Origin of the sequence: Bradyrhizobium zhanjiangense (assembly GCF_004114935.1) — a bacterium.
In the GTDB taxonomy this organism is placed as follows: Bacteria; Pseudomonadota; Alphaproteobacteria; order Rhizobiales; family Xanthobacteraceae; genus Bradyrhizobium; species Bradyrhizobium zhanjiangense.
This window is the reverse complement of sequence record NZ_CP022221.1, coordinates 1,010,839-1,028,803: the sequence shown is the minus strand read 5'-3', so window position 1 is coordinate 1,028,803 and position 17,965 is coordinate 1,010,839. Positions and strand designations below refer to the sequence as shown.

At 56.6% G+C, this 17,965-nt stretch carries 14 protein-coding genes; 4 read left to right on the top strand and 10 right to left on the bottom strand.

Features of this window, described 5'->3' with window-relative positions:
* Nucleotides 1-26 precede the first annotated feature (26 nt).
* The 10 genes from tnpB to XH85_RS04770 all read right to left on the bottom strand — a co-directional run bounded on the left by tnpB (nucleotide 27) and on the right by XH85_RS04770 (nucleotide 10,056).
* Nucleotides 27-380: an IS66 family insertion sequence element accessory protein TnpB gene (tnpB, locus tag XH85_RS04810; protein WP_128930976.1), complete on the bottom strand. Its 354-nt coding sequence runs from the start codon at nucleotides 378-380 to the stop codon at nucleotides 27-29.
* The gene (tnpA, locus tag XH85_RS04805) at nucleotides 377-799 is read right to left on the bottom strand and encodes an IS66-like element accessory protein TnpA (protein ID WP_128930975.1); all 423 of its coding nucleotides are present in this window, start codon (nucleotides 797-799) and stop codon (nucleotides 377-379) included. The genes tnpB and tnpA overlap by 4 nt, the downstream gene beginning before the upstream one ends.
* Nucleotides 800-1,274: 475 nt before the next feature.
* Nucleotides 1,275-1,547: an acyltransferase family protein gene (locus XH85_RS47780; protein WP_420837867.1), complete on the bottom strand. Its 273-nt coding sequence runs from the start codon at nucleotides 1,545-1,547 to the stop codon at nucleotides 1,275-1,277.
* A gap of 866 nt (nucleotides 1,548-2,413) precedes the next feature.
* Nucleotides 2,414-2,923: a hypothetical protein gene (locus XH85_RS04800; protein WP_128930974.1), complete on the bottom strand. Its 510-nt coding sequence runs from the start codon at nucleotides 2,921-2,923 to the stop codon at nucleotides 2,414-2,416.
* 154 nt (nucleotides 2,924-3,077) lie between these two features.
* On the bottom strand, nucleotides 3,078-4,454 hold the full coding sequence (locus XH85_RS04795; protein WP_128930973.1) for an O-antigen ligase family protein: 1,377 nt from the start codon (nucleotides 4,452-4,454) through the stop codon (nucleotides 3,078-3,080).
* Between the two features lie 271 nt (nucleotides 4,455-4,725).
* A complete protein-coding gene (wecB, locus tag XH85_RS04790; RefSeq protein WP_128930972.1) occupies nucleotides 4,726-5,862 on the bottom strand; it encodes a non-hydrolyzing UDP-N-acetylglucosamine 2-epimerase in 1,137 nt (378 codons plus the stop codon).
* A complete protein-coding gene (locus XH85_RS04785) occupies nucleotides 5,859-6,905 on the bottom strand; it encodes a polysaccharide biosynthesis protein (RefSeq protein WP_128930971.1) in 1,047 nt (348 codons plus the stop codon). Before XH85_RS04785 ends, wecB begins: the two co-directional genes overlap by 4 nt.
* Entirely contained in the window at nucleotides 6,898-7,785 is an 888-nt protein-coding gene (locus XH85_RS04780; protein ID WP_128930970.1) for a dTDP-4-dehydrorhamnose reductase family protein, read from the bottom strand. Before XH85_RS04780 ends, XH85_RS04785 begins: the two co-directional genes overlap by 8 nt.
* A complete protein-coding gene (locus tag XH85_RS04775; RefSeq protein ID WP_164940696.1) occupies nucleotides 7,778-8,998 on the bottom strand; it encodes a glycosyltransferase family 4 protein in 1,221 nt (406 codons plus the stop codon). Before XH85_RS04775 ends, XH85_RS04780 begins: the two co-directional genes overlap by 8 nt.
* A complete protein-coding gene (locus XH85_RS04770) occupies nucleotides 8,998-10,056 on the bottom strand; it encodes a glycosyltransferase (RefSeq protein WP_164940695.1) in 1,059 nt (352 codons plus the stop codon). Before XH85_RS04770 ends, XH85_RS04775 begins: the two co-directional genes overlap by 1 nt.
* A 1,052-nt stretch (nucleotides 10,057-11,108) precedes the next feature.
* Here XH85_RS04770 and XH85_RS04765 point away from each other — a divergent pair.
* Genes XH85_RS04765 through XH85_RS04750 form a run of 4 tightly spaced genes read left to right on the top strand, consistent with a single transcriptional unit; the run spans nucleotide 11,109 to nucleotide 17,844 of the window.
* Nucleotides 11,109-12,212, top strand: coding sequence for a hypothetical protein (locus XH85_RS04765; protein WP_128930967.1), 1,104 nt, complete (start codon nucleotides 11,109-11,111; stop codon nucleotides 12,210-12,212).
* Complete coding sequence (locus XH85_RS04760; RefSeq protein WP_128930966.1) at nucleotides 12,209-15,634, top strand: TylF/MycF/NovP-related O-methyltransferase; 3,426 nt, start codon at nucleotides 12,209-12,211, stop codon at nucleotides 15,632-15,634. The genes XH85_RS04765 and XH85_RS04760 overlap by 4 nt, the downstream gene beginning before the upstream one ends.
* Nucleotides 15,627-16,445 (top strand): ABC transporter permease, encoded by an 819-nt coding sequence (locus XH85_RS04755; protein WP_164940694.1) that lies wholly within the window; start codon nucleotides 15,627-15,629, stop codon nucleotides 16,443-16,445. Before XH85_RS04760 ends, XH85_RS04755 begins: the two co-directional genes overlap by 8 nt.
* On the top strand, nucleotides 16,435-17,844 hold the full coding sequence (locus XH85_RS04750) for an ABC transporter ATP-binding protein (protein WP_128930964.1): 1,410 nt from the start codon (nucleotides 16,435-16,437) through the stop codon (nucleotides 17,842-17,844). Before XH85_RS04755 ends, XH85_RS04750 begins: the two co-directional genes overlap by 11 nt.
* Nucleotides 17,845-17,965 lie beyond the last annotated feature (121 nt).

The following is a 17,965-nucleotide window of genomic DNA, read 5'->3' as shown; positions in this document are numbered from 1 at the left end:
ATAGCTGCCGAGTCATTCTGCCGCAGTTATCCCGCCACCTGCGGGCGCCGTGCTTCTTCCGGGCGGACCAATCTCAAATCCAGCCCTTCGAACAAGGCAGCGAACATCGCCGGCGACATGCGCATCACTCCGTCCGCGATCGTTGGCCAAACGAACTTGCAACCTTCGAGGCGTTTGTGCACCAACACCAGACCCGTTCGATCCCAGACCAAAATCTTGATCCGGTCCGCTCGTTTCGATCGGAACACGAAGGCTGCGCCGCTGAACGGATCGAGACGAAGCATCTCCTGTACCTTCGCCGCAAGCCCGTCGTGGCCACAGCGGAAGTCGATCGGCCGCGTGGCAACGTAAATCTTCAGATCAGCACCGGCCGCGATCATCGTGACGCTCGCACCGCACGGATCACCCGGGATAGCTGGTCAGCATCTATGGCTGTGTCAGTCCGCAGCACGACATCGCCGATCGCAATCTCAAGCTTGACCGCCGGAGCCTGACGCTCCTCCAACGCATCTTCCACAACCAGCGGCGCAAACGTTGGTGGAGACGCCTCGCACGGCGGCAACATACCTCGCTGTCGAAGCCGCCGTCGCCAATCGTAGACCTGCCAGCGCGTCACTCCGTGCTTGCGCGCTACCTCGGACACCTGGACGCCGGGCAACAGACTCTCCGCGGCGATCCGAGCTCTCTCAGCTTCCGACCGCACACGACGTCCTGACGGCCCTTCAAGAATCTCCAGCCGGCTCACCGACACCGCCGATGAGCCGTCCAAATAGACGTCCTTTTTGCTGTCCAATCCCATCCGAAGCCTCCGTCCTAACCGGAGGCTTCTTCGCACAGCCATTCCAGTCCCGAAGCAAGGGTTCCCGCTTAGCGCTTACGGTGAGCCCCATGAAATACGTCGATATCTGTTCCCTTGAGAGAATTATGAGGCAGGCCAACGACACGAGGATTGCCGAGCGTAGAAGCACGGCAGGTGCGATGGCGAACGCCCGGGTGAGCTTGTCACCGTGCACATGCCAGGCGAGAGCTAGTGTTGAGCCGTAAAGTAGCGCATCACTTCTCGTGAACCAAAGGATGCTGCCCCATGGGCGGTGTGAGAACAATTGCGCAACTGCTATCACGATGAAGATTGCGCCTAGCACCTTGGCCTTGCGAACCGCGTATATCGCGAATGGCGCTATAAGGTAAAACTGTTCCTCAAGAGAGAGGCTCCAATACGTCCAGAGGGCGGTTTTGGAGCAAGGATGCGCTGCATGAGAACAGGCGCTGATATACTAATTTTCGAGATTGAGCGTCGCAAAAACCCACGTCCTAAACAGTTCGGCCAAGTCTTTTTCGTGAGTTGCGACAGCTATGCCGAGGGTGATGCATGACCAGAATAGCGCGACCGGCCACAGCCTAAATACTCGGCGCATCCAGAACATCCGGGCATAGGCTGGAAACGAATGTGCACTGTCTCGAAGTTCGAGAAGCTGTCCAACGATCAGAAATCCAGAAATTGCAAAGAATAGATCAACGCCTCCCCCAGCCAGAAAAATGCGGTCCACGTGATCAAGTCAGTGTCAATCGCCGGCAGGTGTGCAACGAGAGTGATTGCGATCGCACTAGCGCGCAAGACTTCGATATCGGAATTGAATCCGCGCATCGTTACCAGCCCCGTTCAAAATGCGATGGTGTAGCACCGCACAACCGGTCCGGGCAAGCAAGTGCCTTGTTGCCGAGGTTTGGCGCCCAAGGACGAGGTCGCAGAGAATCTGTGGAGTTCTGTAGAATTGAGAGTGCCAAAGGAGAGAGACTTCGGCGGCGTGCGGCCGTTGGTGTCCAGTGCAAGCAGATCTATGATGTCGGCTCCAGATACCGTCCGCTTGCGCACGAAGCGGTTGTAGCAGGTGGCGTTCTTCAGAGATCACGGCAAGGCGCTCCGGATCGCAGTCGATTCCCGCCGCGGGATTGGCGGCTGCGAGGTTCGGTTGGATTCGCCTCCATTGCTGGGCCTCGCTTCTTCGAACACGCGGCGCATGGCTGAAGAACCCTCACTAGAATCGATCTTACAGGTCCTCCGGTCGAGGCATGAGCTTGGCCGTGTGCTGGATCCAAGCCGTGCACCTGAGCCATTGCGGCCGACCGCCCCCGCCTAGGTGAAAGAACCTTCGCGACAACCAGAGCCACCTCTTAAATAAAGCCGCCTCACTTGACCTGCGTCTTTCATTCGAGATCAGCCGTTGGCCGATCGCGTCATTTCGCGGCGGCTCACATCCGGCTGGGTGTTCCGGCGCCCCTGGGGCTCGCATTCCGCTTCGCTGGCCACGCTAACCTAAAGACCGGTCCGGTCAGGGCTTCTCGCGGCTCTATGGCAAGGCGACAAATCGCGCCTCGAGCGAATCCTTGTGTCGACCGAAATCGGGCCAACATCTTATTGGTTCTCCTCGGGGGTTATTGAGAGCGGCGCGGGCGGTGCAGTCTCATGGGCCGCGGGCTTTGATGCAGGCTTCCTGGTGCGCGCCTTTGGAGCTGATGGCGGTGTTGCGGCTTGGATACTGCGGGCGTTGGTTCGGAGCGAATCCAGCCCGGCAGCCAGTTGCGAGATTTCGCCCGAAAGACGCCTGATCTCGGCCTGTTGAGCTTGGGCCGTCTGTTGGTTGCGCTGAACAGCTTCAGCGATGCGTGCCTGCGAGGTCTGCAGTTCTCTTAGCTGTCCAGTCGTCTGTAAAGTGTCTGCGTCCCTCTCGGCTTTGAGACTCGTGAGCGCCGTTATTGCGCTGGCATACGAATGCCAGCCAAGTGCGGATCCGCTCCCGATCAGCGCCAGCATAAAGCACGCTGCTAGTGTTCGGCCAGGCCTGTTAGCTGAGTCCTCATCTTCTGCATTGCTCTGCAAATTGCCTTCATGCTCATATTCGTCATGGGCCGGAAATTGCTGCATTTCCCTACCATCCTGTGAATCTGGCAACCTAAAGCTTGAATCAGATGAACTCGCAATAATCCAGTTTTAGCCGCGGCGCCTTTGTAAGCGGGGCGAGAGAGATGTGTTACGTCGGCAACTCCGAATCGACGCTGATAACCCACAAGCCCGCAAGTCACTGCACCTGAGCGGCCTGCGATCGGTCCGCGGGGTTATGAAGAACCGGATTGCTACTCTGAATGCGCAACACTTCTCCTCCTGCAACTCCAACCGCCAGAACGTAAAGCCAACCCTCGTACGTATCCATCAGATGGGAGTTGAAGATCGAGCTTGCGATATTTTGCACTGTCACCAGCATACCGATCCAGGCAACCGGGGCGCTGATCCAGAAGAGCCGTAGGTGGGCTATCCACATTGCCCAAAGGAGGAGGATTCCGGCGCTGCCCCACTGGACGGCAGCGGCAAGCGTCTGATTGTGAGGATTGCTGACGACGACGGCCGACACTCCTGCCTGACCGATCGCATCTTGCTGGAAGAGACCTCGGATCGAACCAGTCCCATGGCCCATGACGGGCGCCATCTCGAAAAACCGCAATGATTTGCGCCAAAATTCAAGTCTCATGGCCGCCGAAGGCTCAATCTCTCCGATGGGCGCATCCGGCCGAACAGCCAATTCGGTGAAAATCGTGGAGACCTTTCGATGGAGGTTAGGAGATATCTGCCACAGTCCCCCGCAAATGATCGCCGCTCCGATCAGTCCCGTAACGAGTTCTCTTCGGTTCATGTAGCGCACCGCCAACAGGACCAACATGATGGGGATGTAAAAAAATGCAGTCCGAGCGACATTGACGAACGCTAGGTTGGCGAAGAACAGGCTAGCGGTCGCTCCAAGCGCCGCAGCTGAATAGCGGTTTTTCCAAGATGCCGCCTCGAAGGCGAGACCTGTCAAGGCAATTGCAACGAACGCAAATCCCTGGCTTTGGTCGATATAATTTCTCACCGGAACGCCTGCGTAACCAACCTTTTCAGCAATAGCAAGTGAGGGCGCTGCGTACGCAAGGAAGGAATACCCTAGCAAAATGACGTTCGATCCGACAAAGGCGACGAATATCCATGTCGCCCTGTGACTGTACTGGAAGTGCAGCAATAGGAGCGGGAGCAGCAGCAGCTTTATCATCTTGTCGAGAGCAGCGAGCCGCGCTGGCCAAGGCACCCCGGTTGCCCATAGGGTTCCGATGACGGCAAGAGCAACGAGTGCAATCGGCAAAGCTCCGGCAGGCTGACTTACGGCAACAAGCAGCCGCTTCATGCTGATCGTTGGACAAATGAGAAGAAGAATTGCGATCCCAAGTATGCTGGTTGCGCTGGTCGACCAAGGTAATGCCACCGCAAGGCCCAGCACCGCGACGTCAATCTTCCGACGTCGCAGATTTTCCGCGCGGGCCAGCTCGGGGCCGCTCCAGGTGGTGCACGCGAGGGACGCTTCAGTCGCAAGTCGGGATGTCGCGGTGTTGAGCTTGAGAGCTAACAATGAGAGCATCGGAAGAAACAATTTCTAGTCTTGGGATGGGAACGGCAGCTCGAAGCCTCTCCGGTGGTTGGTGGCTGATGACTGCAGCCACTGAAGTCTATTCCGGCGATTCACTGCGCATCAAAGATGGATGTGCATACAGCTAAACTGTTGGGATCAAACGACGCTCACACTAAACTGAGGGATAAGTCGCAAGCCCGATTACGTGCTACTAACGTCATCTGCAGCTGCACAGGCACGCTTCGGATCGGACGAGGAAGACTCCTCATTGATCCGCCCTTTCCTGACAAGCTTATCCTCTGCCTGAACCCTTGTGCCAGACGGTTCTGTTGACGTAGTCGACATAGCTCAACACGATGCGAAGCACCTGCTTTGAGACCGGACCGGCTTCATAGTCTGGAACTGTCTTAAACGTTCGGGCGCTTGTTTGATGATGATTGACTACGACCTGCACGGCCTCCAGGACGCGCTGGCTCTTCAGGCCGCTCATGACGAGCGTCCCCACATCCATGCCTTCAGGTCTCTCGTGCGCATTTCGGATTGTTATGGCGGGAAGGTTGAGGAGCGATGCCTCCTCAGTGATGGTACCACTGTCGGAGAGTACACACAGTGCGCCCATTTGAAGACGAATGTAATCGATAAATCCGAACGGTTTCGCGAACACGATCCGATCACCGATTTGCATCTCCCCGAGCGCATCGAGCCGCTTACGGGTTCGAGGATGCGTGGAAACCAGGACCGGGTATCCATACGTGGCTGCCAAATCCCGTAACGTGCCCAAAATATCGCGCAAATGTTCGACGCTATCGACGTTTTCTTCCCGGTGAATGCTCACGAGGAAGAACCTTCGTTCTTCCAGACCAAGCCGCGTCAGAACGTCCGACGCCTTGATCTTCGGCATGTAGAACTGAAGCACCTCCTGCATGTGAGAGCCAGTCTTGATAATCGTCTCCGGCCGGATCCCCTCTGCGAGCAGGTAGCGACGCGCGTGTTCTGTGAGCACGAGATTGATGTCGCTAAGATGATCCAATACCTTCCGATTCAATTCCTCCGGCACCCGCTGGTCGAAACATCTGTTCCCGGCTTCCATATGGAAGACGGGAATCTGCTTCCGTTTCGCGGCAATCACAGCGAGACAAGTATTGGTGTCGCCGTAGAGCAGCAAAGCATCCGGTTTTTCCGTGTTCAGAACCTCATCGGCCTTGGCTATGACATCCGCGATCGCCTTCGCAGGCGATTCGTTGTTCACTCCCAGAAAGTGATCGGGCTTGCGGATTCCAAGCTCATCGAAGAAAATCTGGTTCAGCTCGAAATCATAGTTTTGTCCCGAATGGACAAGAACATGATCAAGCTCGGCGTCGAATTCCGCAATCACGCGGCTCATTTTGATGAGCTCCGGTCGCGTTCCGACCAATGTCATCACCTTCATTTGCGGCGCTGCCCTACTGCGTGAACCGGCCGATCAGACGCTCGTTCCAGCTCCGCGCGCACAAAATCGAGGGACAATAAGCGCTCCTTAAGGCCCTCAACGGTGAGGCGATGAGTATTGTGAGATGTGTAGTCCTCGACCTTCGAGAGTTCCACTTCACCTTCCACAAAAAACTTGTCGTAGTTCAAGTCCCGGTTGTCTGCCGGGATTTGAAAATAGCGGTTTGAGTGACTGGCTCTCATTATTTCTTCGCGTCCGATGAGCGTCTCGAAGAGCTTTTCTCCGTGCCGAGTGCCGATGACGTTGATCGGATTGCCAGCCTCGAACAGCTCTCTCAGCGCAAGCGCCAGATCACCCATCGCGGCCGCCGGAGCCTTCTGCACGAAAATATCGCCCGGCTTGCCTTGCTGATACGCATGAACGACGAGCTCGACGGACTCTTCCAGCGACATCAAGAACCGCGTCATATTGGGATCGGTCACGGTGATGGGAAGGCCGTTCTTGATCTGATGTATGAACAATGGAATGACTGAGCCGCGGGAGCCCATAACATTGCCGTATCGCGTGATACACATGATCGTGTCGCCGGCCACCCTCGATTTAGCCAGGACAACTTTCTCGGCCATGGCCTTCGACAGTCCCATGGCATTGATGGGATAGACCGCCTTATCTGTGCTCAGGAAGACAACGCGCTCCACGCCGGTCTCTATTGCCGCCTGCAGCACGTTCTCTGTGCCAATCACATTGGTGCGCAACGCTTCTATCGGATAGAACTCACACGAGGGCACCTGCTTCAGCGCTGCAGCATGGAAAATATAGTCGACTCCCTTCATCGCATCACGGACGTTTCCGTAATCTCGCACGTCGCCCAGGAAGAACTTAAGTTTCGGATTCTTAAGCTCCGTGCGCATATCCTCTTGCTTCTTTTCGTCGCGGCTGAAAATGCGGATCTCTCCAATCTCCGTGTGGAGAAAGCGACGCAAGACGGCATTTCCAAAAGAACCGGTCCCGCCGGTAATTAACAGGGTTTTGTTGTCAAACATTGTTCATCTCTCGACGCAAATCAGCTTCGTACAATCGCTGGATCAGTTCCGGCCAATCAGCCGCTCGATAGCCTGTCTCTCTCCGAAACTTCTCGGAGTTCAGAGAACGATCAATCTTCGTCTGATCATCCTTCAGAATTTCAATTCGCTTTCCGTACTGGCGCGCGAGAAGGTGCAACAAATCGAATTTGCAGATCGGCGCCGCAGAGACGTGATAGAGTCCCGCGAGTTCTTTTCTCGGCAGGACGAAATCGCGAATAACTGCGGCGAGTTCCGCCGTCGGCAGCCCGGAAAAAATGGCTTTTGCGTAACCCTTGACGGCGCCCTGCTGGGAAAGAAACCACTCGACCAGCGAATGAGCGCTGTAGAGCTCCCGACCGATAATGGACGTGCGCAACGTTACAGCATGGCCGTAGTCAACGAGCTCTCCCAGGAGCTTCGACCGACCATATAAGTCTTGAGCGTCGGTGACATCATCTTCCGTGTAATTCCCCTTCGATCCGGAGAAGACGCAATCGGTGCTGATGTGAATCAAACGGGCACCAATCAAGGAGCAGATGCGGGCTAGCCGATGCGGAAAAAGCGCGTTGATCGGTAGAGTGACCAGCGGGTCGGCTGCTGAGGCAAGCTGCTTCACAAGGCCGATGCAGTTGATAACCGTAGCGGGACGCTCGCGATCGAGCAGCGAGACAAGCGCGTCCTCGTCAAGGACATCCAGTTGCAACAGCCGCGCCGATGCTACGGACGAGAAGAAGCCTAGAGCAACCTTGTCCCTTATGGTTCCAACCACCTCGAAATCGGCGCATCCAAGAAAGGAGCGGAATACAGCCGCCCCTAACATTCCGCTGGCGCCCAGGATTAGGACCTTACTTTTAGGCATGACAACTCATTCCCCTTTGCAGAATTCCCAGTAGGCGGCTCAGCACCTGATCGGCATTAAAGTGTTGTTCGTAGTACGCCCGGCCGGCTCGACCCATTTCCAGCCGTTTGGTTGCCGGCATTTTCGTCAGAGCGATAATGCTTTGCGCGAGGCCAGCGCCATCTCCGGCTTGAACGGTGAGGCCGACCCCCGCCCTATCGATCAGATCCGCAGCCGCTCCGCTGACAGCACCGACGATCGGCCTCCCCGCTTTCATGTAGGCCTGTATTTTGCTTGGAATTGTTGCGTTAAGCGCCGGATGATCGCCAAGAGTCACGAGGAGGCAGTCCGCACGCCTGAACAATTCAGGCATCATGCGGCGATCCAGCATGCCGATCATTTGAACGTTCGTTAGCTCAGCAGCAGCGATTGCCTGTCTCAGCGTCTCGGCATGGCTGCCCGTTCCGGCAATGACGATCACGACCTCAGGGTAAAACCGAAGAATACGCGCCGCATGGACGATCGTGGACAATGACTGGGCTCTGCCAAGATTGCCTGCAAACACCACCGAAAACCGACGGGGAAACAAGCCCGCGATTGCACGGGGCAATGGAAGAGCTTCTTCGTCACCGGGGGGAGCAAAATTCGGAAGAACAAATATCCTCTTCTTTGGGATCATCTTGGCTATCGGCCCCACGAACTGGTTTGACTGGACCAGAACGGTGTCCGCGGCGCGATAAATGAATCTGACTAGAACATGAAGAGTGACTACGACGAAGCGGCTATCTACAAAGCCGGTCGATGTCACGACCTGCGGCCATAAATCCTGTACCCAGAGCGCGAGATGACAACGTTTGAGCCAGCGCAGAAGAATAGCCGGAAGCGCCGCCGTTATCGGCATCGCGAGCACGAGGATAACGTCAAACTCGTGCCTTTTGAGCAGCCGCGGGAACCACAGAAGACCTGACCAAGCGAAGGACAGGTAGTTGAGGGCGAGATTGAGCGCCGTAGCCTTGTGTCGCGGCCGGCTTGGGATTCTGATGACTTGAGCGCCAGCGAACGTCTCGTATTGGACATTATCCCGCGTATATCCAGGTGCGAGTTCGCCGGTCGGATAGTTCGGTTTGCCGGTCGCGACCGTCACTGAATGCCCGGCCTTGGTCAGCCATCGAACCAGGTCGTTCACAACAAATGATTCCGGCCAAAAATACTGAGTCACAATCAAAATACGCATTAGACTAAACTGACCCATTCAGGCTTGGGCCCGGCATCGCAAAGCCATTCGTAAGTTCTAAGGTATCGTGCGGCAATGTCAGGCCATGAAAACTGCTGTGCGTAGCACCGCGCCTCATCGGCAATCGCTTTCAACTGAGATGGAGACAGCGACAATGCTTCTTGCAAGGCTTGTCGCAACTCGCCGATGTCATTTTCGACAATCCAACCCAGATTCTTTTCCGCAAGCCCGGCCCAAGGTGTTGCGCTGGTGGTGATGACAGGAAGGCCGGCTGAAAGTGCCTCGGCGACCGTAATCCCGAAGCTCTCCATGTAGGACGGCAGGACATAGATGGAGGAGATGTGAAGCTTCTCCCATTTCTCCCGGTCGTAGAGTGGACCGAGAAGCTTCACGTGGCCGCCAATACCAAGCTGTCGAATCCGCACCTCTAGGTAGGCACGATAGATTGCGTCGCCAAATCCGTGGATATGCAGTTCATAACCGCGGCGATCCTCAAGGCCGCGCCATGCTTCCAGCAGGTCGGGAATCCCCTTCGTTGGACACAGGCGAGCAAGAAACAAAACAATCTTCTTCCTCTCCGCGCTGACGCCCTCCGGCCATGTGACAGGAATCTTCGGCCCATCGACTCCATTAGGAATGATCGCGATGGGAGGAGTAAGCCCGGATCTTCGAAGATGATCGTGCTCTTGTTCTGAATTTGCTATCAGCAAATGGGCGCGCTGAACGATTCTACGCTGGTAGAGAGTCCAGGCCACAAGCTTTTTTAGGCGCTTGCGATCCAGTGCACGAGACGCCAGCGCACCATGCGGGCTGATAACCAGAAAGGCTCGGCTACGCCTTGCTTGTAGCTGCGCAAGGTACTCAAAAGGGGTCCACAGTCCGTGAATATGGATCACGCCACAAAGCAATTGCTTTGGAAGCACTCCGATGGAGCCAACCGTTCGACCCGCCACGTATAGATGTTCGACATCTTGTTCCGGCGCCAGTCCGCAGACTAAGTGAGCGTCAACTCGCTGCGCCAGCAATGCATGATGCAAAGACAACGCAACGGCAGCCATGCCACCGCCGCTTTGGCTTGCATCCCGGACTACACCAGTAATGGCGCCCACCCCCGCCATCATCTTCCACTTAACCTAAACTTTTAAGTCAGCATCTGCTCTCACAAGGGCCGAGCCCGTGAGCGATCTCCAACAAATCAAAAACCACTCTTAATTCTGCGAGCTCTGTACTCGCGACACTCGACCGTCGCGCCTACCGAGCGAGCACGAGGAATGAATTGAACTCATCTCCTCGGTTAGCCACTCATACTAAAATTGCGACGCACGACTCCGACAACAACGTACGAAGCGTACGGACTATCTCATTGCGCACCCGAGTGCGCTGCCCCGTCAACAGATTCGTACGCTTCATACGAACGCTGCCATCCCACGTTGCCTCTAACTTGGCGGGCCCGCTCAGCGTAGCGCTACACTTGCGGTTGCGTTGCGCGTTTCTTGGGATGACCGCGCAGTAATTCTGCATTAGGCTGCGCAAAGCGCGGGAAAGCCGCGGCATGTTTGTTAAAGCTGCGATCGCCCTACGCGACGTCGTGGCGGCGATCAGTTGCTGATTCTCTTCAGCATCAGCAGCATTCGACGCCGAGATGCGCCACGGGGTTGACCGCAACTTAGCGTCCTAATATTGGGTGCCCATCGCGTTTGCTTGAGTAGCGGGGGCTTGACGTGAGGGTGGGCGTTCGGCGAACCGCGGCTCGACGTCGGATCTCGTATATCCAGTGGGCCTTGGGATCGTGCCTTCTAAGACATGGTCGCGCCGCACGAGCGCGGCAATCATTGAGCAGGAACGCTTCGCTTTCCTCGAGATACGGGCAAATCGCGCGCCTGTATCAGATTCTCCTTTATTTATTCCGTTTCGTGTCTGCCACACTCCGTGGCCACCACCGCTTGTCGGTTGTCGATGCAGATAGCCTGAATAGCGTTAAGCCGCGTTGCACTCGTTTCGTTCGAGCATGCAGATGATTGCCTTGAGTTTCCGTACCTACCAAATGCGCGAGTGAAACTCGTGGCACCCCGCCCAAGTTCGAACTAGGTAAAACTAGAGAATTTTCGAAATGAACATTTTGATTGGTGACTATTGCTCGGCGGCCAACGAGTCGGCCCGCCACTTCTATTTCAACAGGGCGCGAGCAACGGCAATGGCCGAGAATTACAGCTGCTTCGGCGCCGGCTCAGCCGCGCCAGGCGGCATTCGAGAAATCCCGAACACGCAAACCGGCGCGGGGGCCACACCCGCCGGATCAGACCTGTTGGAGCAAGCAATCCTAAGCCAGCATGCCGCGTGGTTTGAGCATCTACGTTCGGCGATGGGCGCCGGCCCGATCGATCTGATCGAGCTGCCCTCATATTACCCTTTCGCGCATATCGTCAAAAGGATGCTTGGCGTTCGCTTGCGTTTCGTACTGCACGGCATGAACTCGCAAATGCTTGCAGCCAGCTACGAAAACCACGCCAGCTTGTTCGATTACGTTAGGGCCTGGCACAAGCTGGAGCAATCGTCGATCTGCGTCGCGGACGAGATAGTGGCAGCATCCGAGCGGGAGAAAACCGCATTCACGGAACAGCTTAGCCATACGGGTGACGTCGCTATTCTGGATCCGTGTCTGTTTATGCCGCGGTCCTTGCCTTGGTCGACTGGTCGAGGCTGCACGCGCGACGATCGGGAAATATTACATATTATTTACGCGGGCCCACTCGACGGGATACACCAGCCTCACCGTCTGACGGAACTGACGCCGCGCGTCCGAGACTACGAAGTTCATTTTAGAGCCTATGGTCCCAGCTTGAAGTTCCAGTCGATCGAGGCATCGGAGATTGTACAGTCCATTGCCCCTCAAATTGACATCCCGGAAACAGATGAAAACTGGTGGGACATCGAGGATCCGGAGCACACCATCGTGGCCTATCCAGGTATCGCAAACGTTCACTGGATTCCGGCATACGCCGCGTTGAGAGGTTACACCGTATGTCTAAGCGACGCGGCAGGATGCAAGCGGCTGTTTGACGACCGCGGTCTGACATATTACCGCTTTGAAGATGCAGCCGAGTTGCGGCCGTTGCCATGGGCGACACGCGTACAAAATGCCCAGCGGCTACGGGCGGCAGCGCAGGGTGAGACCGTCTCGAACGCGTCGATCGAGATGGGAGAACGCGTATGAGCCGAATGCTGCTGCAGCCGCTCGTCTCTGTTGTCATCCCCGTCTATAACGGCGCGAACTTTCTGGCTGACGCTGTTCAATCTGCGTTGAACCAGACCTACCGCAACATCGAGATTATCGTCGTAAATGACGGATCCACAGACCATGGGGCAACCCGCGAGGTGGCGCTGTCGTTCGGCGAACGAATACGATACTTCGAAAAGGAAAACGGAGGATGCGGGAGCGCCTTCAATTGGGGCATCCGGCAAATGCGGGGAGATTACTTCTCCTGGCTAAGCCATGACGACGCCTATGATCCGACGAAAATCGAACGCCAGATAGAGGTGGTCTCTGCGGGGATCGGTGCGCCAAAGGTAGCGTGCTGCTCATATCGCGTTCTTGATGATTCGACCGGCAGGATCTCTCCGCAACACTATTACGACGTAGAAGAGTTTGGGTCGAAGCCACTGTATGGGCTCTTTCGCGGAGCGATAAACGGTAACTGCCTCCTGATTCCCAGCAAAGCGTTCAATGAAATCGGCCTGTTCGATGAGTCGTTGCGGACCACGCAGGATTACGATCTCTTCTATCGTTTGTTGCGACGATTTAGCATTGTCTATCATGACGACGTCCTCGTCACCGCGCGCGTACACCCACAGCAAGACACTCTCGCAAAACACGATCTCGCCATGCGAGAGTCCGACCAGTTGTGGTCACGTTTCATCGACGACGCCTCCTCAATCGGTGTATTCTCGTACGAACACTCCCCCGCTGAATACTGGGCAAAGCTCGCCAACCATTTGTGGCAGTCGCCCTACCCGGCAGCACGCGAGAAGGTTTTCAGCGAGTTGCGGTTGGCAATCGACTCGCAAGTTCCGCGGCCGCAAGAACAACCGCTCGTGTCCGTCATTGTGCCGTTTTTGCGGGTCGATTCACTCTTGCTGAGTGCCGTCAAATCCGTCGTCGAACAGACGTATGCTAATCTTGAGGTCCTACTGGCGGCGAATGCTCGCTTGAGCGACGAAGCCCTCCACGAAGTTCATTCTATTGCTCGGACCCACGGTCGGGAGCTGAAAGTAGTCGATGCATCGGCGCGAAGAGGGGCTTCGTATGCGCGCAACTGCGGATTAGATGCTGCCAATGGCGAGTACATCGCACTACTTGATGCCGATGACTTTTGGCATCCGAAAAAGATTGATTATCAAGTAGCGGCCATACTTGGGTTTGATTGCAAGGCGGTCTCGACTGCTTACTCGCAGAATGCGCTCGACATCAAGGATTTTACACCTAAGCAGAAGCTATTCTACAGCTCGCGTGATTACTTGCTCACCCTTGACAGGATATTTCCGACGCCGTCGTTCATGTTCAAGGCGACCGACGCACGGTTCAATGAGAATATGCACATATGCGAGGACATGGATTTCTTTTCGAAGTTAATCGGCGACGGACTGTTCTTCGAACTTCCCTTTCGTCTTTCCGTCATAAATATCAAGCCTGCCTATGCCTGGAACGTCGCTGATGCCTACGCTGCCCGAATGGGCGTGTGCATGGCGCGGGGAGTGTCTCAGCTGGGAGATGAATTCGAGACAAGCTTATTCTTGACAATGTGCCGGGTGGCAGTCTCGCGAGGTCAGACCAGTGATCTACGCTTTGTCGCTCACAACTGGCGCCGGATCGTCTCCTTGATGCCTCGCCAATATGTTGCCGAAAAATTCATTCGGCACGTCGTGCGCAAGGTTCCGGGGGCGACTGCAGTCGCAGCGCAGCTTCGCCGCGCGCGCTACTTTATAAGAGCGCAAGCGGGCTTCGCGCGTAGATTATTTAGTCGGGCGCGGCACGCCATCTACCGCGCTCTCGTGCCAAGAAGCATCGAGCAGCAGATTGTCCTGACTTCGCCTGAGTACCGTGCACTGGCTGCACACTTGGAGCAGGTGCTTGGCGAGCAGCAAGCCACACGCACCGTTCAACTTGACCAGATTGCCCGGTTGGAGCAGGACGTTGTCGCGCATCAGGCCACGCGCGCGGCCCATGTTGAGCGGATTGCGAGCCTGGAGACGCAGCTCGCTGAGCAGCAGAATGCGCACAGGGCAGATGTCGGGCAGATTGCCCGCCTTGAACAGATCGCCATGGAGCATCGGGCGCTCCGCGCCGCAGACCTTGAGCAGATTGCCAAGCTGGAAAAAATGGTGGCCGACAACCAAGCCACGCATACGGCACACGTCGGGCAGATCGCGAGGCTTGAACAGGCGATTCTCGAATATCAGGCGAGCGCTGCGGCGCACGTGAAAACGATTGCAGTGCTCGAGAAGTCGCTCGCTGAGCGTCAGGAATCGCAGATAGCTCATATCGAGCGGATCGCCCGGCTGGAGCAATCCGTCGAGGAACACTCGGTGACGCGGACGGCGCATTTTCAGCAGATTGCGCTGCTGGTGCAGGCGGCCTCGGACCACAAGCTCGAAGTTGCAAGGCTGCGCGAAGGGCAAGCCGCGTTGCTCGACGAGAACAGCGCACTGAAGGGGCAGGCGGCGGCACTGCACATAGCCAACAGCAATCAGTCCGCCTTGATAACCGGCAGATTGTCGTTGCTGGAGTATCAACTTCGATCTTTGATCAAGCCGACCCTTGTAGGCAAGAGTGTCGGCACCATTGGCCGCGCCTATCTCGATCTGCTCGAGAGCGCCTTGGTCGGCCTTTTGACTGAAGATCCAGCTGCAAGCCCCTGGTCAGATCCCAAGTTCGATCCGAACATTCGTATGATTGGCCGTGACTGGCCGAAGCAGGCATTGACGATGATCGGCGTGGTACGCATGCGTAACTTGCGTTCTCTGCTTGAGCGCGTGATTGATGAGGGCGTTCCAGGAGATGTGATCGAAACCGGGGTTTGGCGCGGCGGGGCTTGTATCTACATGCGCGGCATTTTAGCTGCACGCGACGCCGTCGGTCGCACGGTTTGGGTGGCAGACTCGTTCCGCGGATTGCCTCCTCCTGACGACGAGGCGTTTCCAGAAGATCGCGGCGATAAGCATTACAGCTTTGACGCGCTCGCCGTCCCGCTCGATGAGGTGAAGCAGAATTTCCACCGTTACGGCCTGCTCGACGATCAGGTTCGCTTCCTTGAGGGTTGGTTCAAAGACACCCTTCCCTCGGCTCCGATTGAGCGGCTGGCGCTGCTACGGCTCGATGGCGACATGTACGAGTCAACGATTCAGGCGCTCGACGCGCTCTATGGCAAGCTTTCGCCTGGAGGCTTTGTGATCGTCGATGACTACATCTTGGAGCCTTGCCGCAAGGCGGTCGACGATTTCCGAGCAAAGCACGGAATCGCGTCGCGGCTAGAGCCGGTAGACGGCGCCGCCGTGTTCTGGCGGAAGGCCGCAACAGAAGGCAACGACATGCCAGCACCTCTGCCCGCCGGCGATGCGAAAGACCGCCAGCATGCTTGATCATTCGATTTCACCTCGCCGCATGGTCGGAACGCTGCTCAGCTACCGAGGTTTGATCGGTCGCCTCCTGGTGCGCGAGTTCAGCGCGAAGTATCGCGGATCAATCATGGGCGTTCTATGGGCAGTCGTTACGCCTCTTGTCATGGCGTTGGTATTTCTGTTCGTGTTCGGGGTCGTGTTTCAGTCTCGATGGGGAGTGGAGCAGGCACAGAAAGCGACATTCACGGTCACCCTCCTGATTGGCATGGTCGTGCATGGCATTTTTTCCGAAGCCCTCTCACGCTCTCCTACCATCGTTCTTGGCAACCCCTCGTTCGTCAAGAAGGTGGTCTTTCCGCTCGAGATTCTGCCGATTGTTGCCGTTCTGAACGCTCTGGTCACGGCTTCAATCGGACTGGCAATCGTCGTCATCGTGCATTTCGCAATGTCAGGTACATTTTCGCCGACGCTGCCGCTCCTGCCGTTGGTGCTGCTGCCCTATCTGCTCGCTGTGCTGGGCCTTGTCTACTTCCTCAGCTCGGTCGGCGTTTATCTGCGCGACCTCATGCAGCTGACGGGCCTCATCACCATGGCAAGCATGTTTATGACCCCGATCTTCTATCCAATCACTGCGGTGCCTGAGCCGTACCGGACGGTGTTGTACCTCAATCCGGTCACCTTTGCGGTGGAACAGGCGCGCGGGGTTGCCCTCTACGGGGAGCCGCCAGACTGGCAGGGCCTCGCGATCTTTACTCTCGCGGGGGCGGCGCTCGCCTGGCTCGGCTACGCATGGTTTCAGAAGACGCGGAAAGGATTCGCCGATGTCCTCTAAGGCCCTCGTGACAGTCGAACGGCTGAGCAAATGTTATCAGGTTTTCGACTCTCCGCCCGATCGTCTCAAGCAATCGATAGTTCCCCGATTACAACGTGCCGCCGCGCCGCTTGCCCGCGTCGTCGGCAAAACCCTGACGCCATCCCGCTACTATCGGGAGTTCTGGGCTTTGCAGGACGTAACCTTCACCGTTGGACCAGGCGAGACCGTGGGTGTGATTGGTCGTAACGGGGCCGGCAAGTCGACCCTGCTGCAACTCGTGTGTGGCACGCTGGCGCCCAGCAGCGGTTCGGCTGTTGTAAAAGGCCGCGTCGCAGCGTTGCTCGAACTTGGCTCCGGCTTTAACCCGGACTTCACAGGCCGCGAGAACATCTATCTCAATGCCAGCGTGCTCGGTCTCTCGGGTCCTGAAATCGAGGCCAAGCTTCCAAGCATCATAGCGTTTGCGGACATCGGCGATTTTATTGAGCAGCCGGTGAAGACCTACTCCAGTGGCATGGCAATGCGGCTTGCATTCGCAGTGATCGCGCATGTGGACGCCGACTTGCTGATTGTTGACGAGGCATTGTCCGTCGGCGACGCGTACTTCCAGCAGAAGTGCATGCGTTGGCTCCGGGGATTCAGAGAGCAAGGTACAGTACTATTCTGCGGGCACGATATCGGATCGGTGATGAGCTTTTGCAGCAAAGCGATCTGGCTCGACGCTGGCACGGTGAAAGCCGCGGGTGACGCCAAGGAAGTGTGCGAGGCCTATATGGCCACCGTCTATGCGCAGTCAATCGGGCTTACACCTGCAGCCGTTCATTCGGGCCGCACAAAGGTTTCGGGTAAGAAGGCCGAGGCCCCGGCAATCACGCAATCGCTCGAGATCTTTGAATTCAACGAAACTTCTGCGTCCTTCGGCAGCGGAGACGCCAAAATCACCGATGTGCGCCTGACAAAACCTGACGGTCGCGATCTCGGTTGGATTGAGGGCGGCGAAGAGGTACGCGTAGCCATCAAAGTCGAAGCTCTCGTTGACGTCATTGAGCCAATCGTGGGCTTCCACATCAAGGACCGTCTCGGACAACCCTTGCTCGGCGACAACACGTACCTAGCGTACAAAGGACAAGAACTCGAAATTACGCAAGGCCAGACGATCGAGATTAGTTTCGTGTTCGAGTTGCCCTGCCTGCAGTCAGGCGAGTACGCGATCACAGCGGCGATTGCATCGGGAACGCTCGAGAATCACGTCCAGCACCATTGGCTGCACGACGCGCTCATCTTTGCCGTTAACTCGCCTTACCGCAATGGCGTCATGGTCGCCGTGCCGATGCGATCCATTACAATGACTGGACTCAATCGGGGTTTAACCAGCATCGATACTTCCCTCGTAGACAACACAGCTACGACCACCTAACGGCAACGAGAGGCACTGCAACCTATTCTCGTCGCGGTTATTTGCGGCGAGCCTGCAGGACCAGGAGACAAGTTGATTCCCAATCATTGAGGCTGGCTGTTGTCGCTAGTTCGCTTGCGGC

What these genes read in the sequence shown, in the direction of transcription:
- XH85_RS04800 (WP_128930974.1), bottom strand. Translation starts at nt 2,923, where the DNA reads ATGCAGCAATTTCCGGCCCATGACGAATATGAGCATGAAGGCAATTTG.
- XH85_RS04755 (WP_164940694.1), top strand. Translation starts at nt 15,627, where the DNA reads ATGCTTGATCATTCGATTTCACCTCGCCGCATGGTCGGAACGCTGCTC.
- wecB (WP_128930972.1), bottom strand. Translation starts at nt 5,862, where the DNA reads ATGAAGGTGATGACATTGGTCGGAACGCGACCGGAGCTCATCAAAATG.
- XH85_RS04770 (WP_164940695.1), bottom strand. Translation starts at nt 10,056, where the DNA reads ATGGCTGCCGTTGCGTTGTCTTTGCATCATGCATTGCTGGCGCAGCGA.
- tnpB (WP_128930976.1), bottom strand. Translation starts at nt 380, where the DNA reads ATGATCGCGGCCGGTGCTGATCTGAAGATTTACGTTGCCACGCGGCCG.
- XH85_RS04775 (WP_164940696.1), bottom strand. Translation starts at nt 8,998, where the DNA reads ATGCGTATTTTGATTGTGACTCAGTATTTTTGGCCGGAATCATTTGTT.
- XH85_RS04750 (WP_128930964.1), top strand. Translation starts at nt 16,435, where the DNA reads ATGTCCTCTAAGGCCCTCGTGACAGTCGAACGGCTGAGCAAATGTTAT.
- XH85_RS04785 (WP_128930971.1), bottom strand. Translation starts at nt 6,905, where the DNA reads ATGTTTGACAACAAAACCCTGTTAATTACCGGCGGGACCGGTTCTTTT.
- XH85_RS04780 (WP_128930970.1), bottom strand. Translation starts at nt 7,785, where the DNA reads ATGCCTAAAAGTAAGGTCCTAATCCTGGGCGCCAGCGGAATGTTAGGG.
- XH85_RS04765 (WP_128930967.1), top strand. Translation starts at nt 11,109, where the DNA reads ATGAACATTTTGATTGGTGACTATTGCTCGGCGGCCAACGAGTCGGCC.
- XH85_RS04760 (WP_128930966.1), top strand. Translation starts at nt 12,209, where the DNA reads ATGAGCCGAATGCTGCTGCAGCCGCTCGTCTCTGTTGTCATCCCCGTC.
- tnpA (WP_128930975.1), bottom strand. Translation starts at nt 799, where the DNA reads ATGGGATTGGACAGCAAAAAGGACGTCTATTTGGACGGCTCATCGGCG.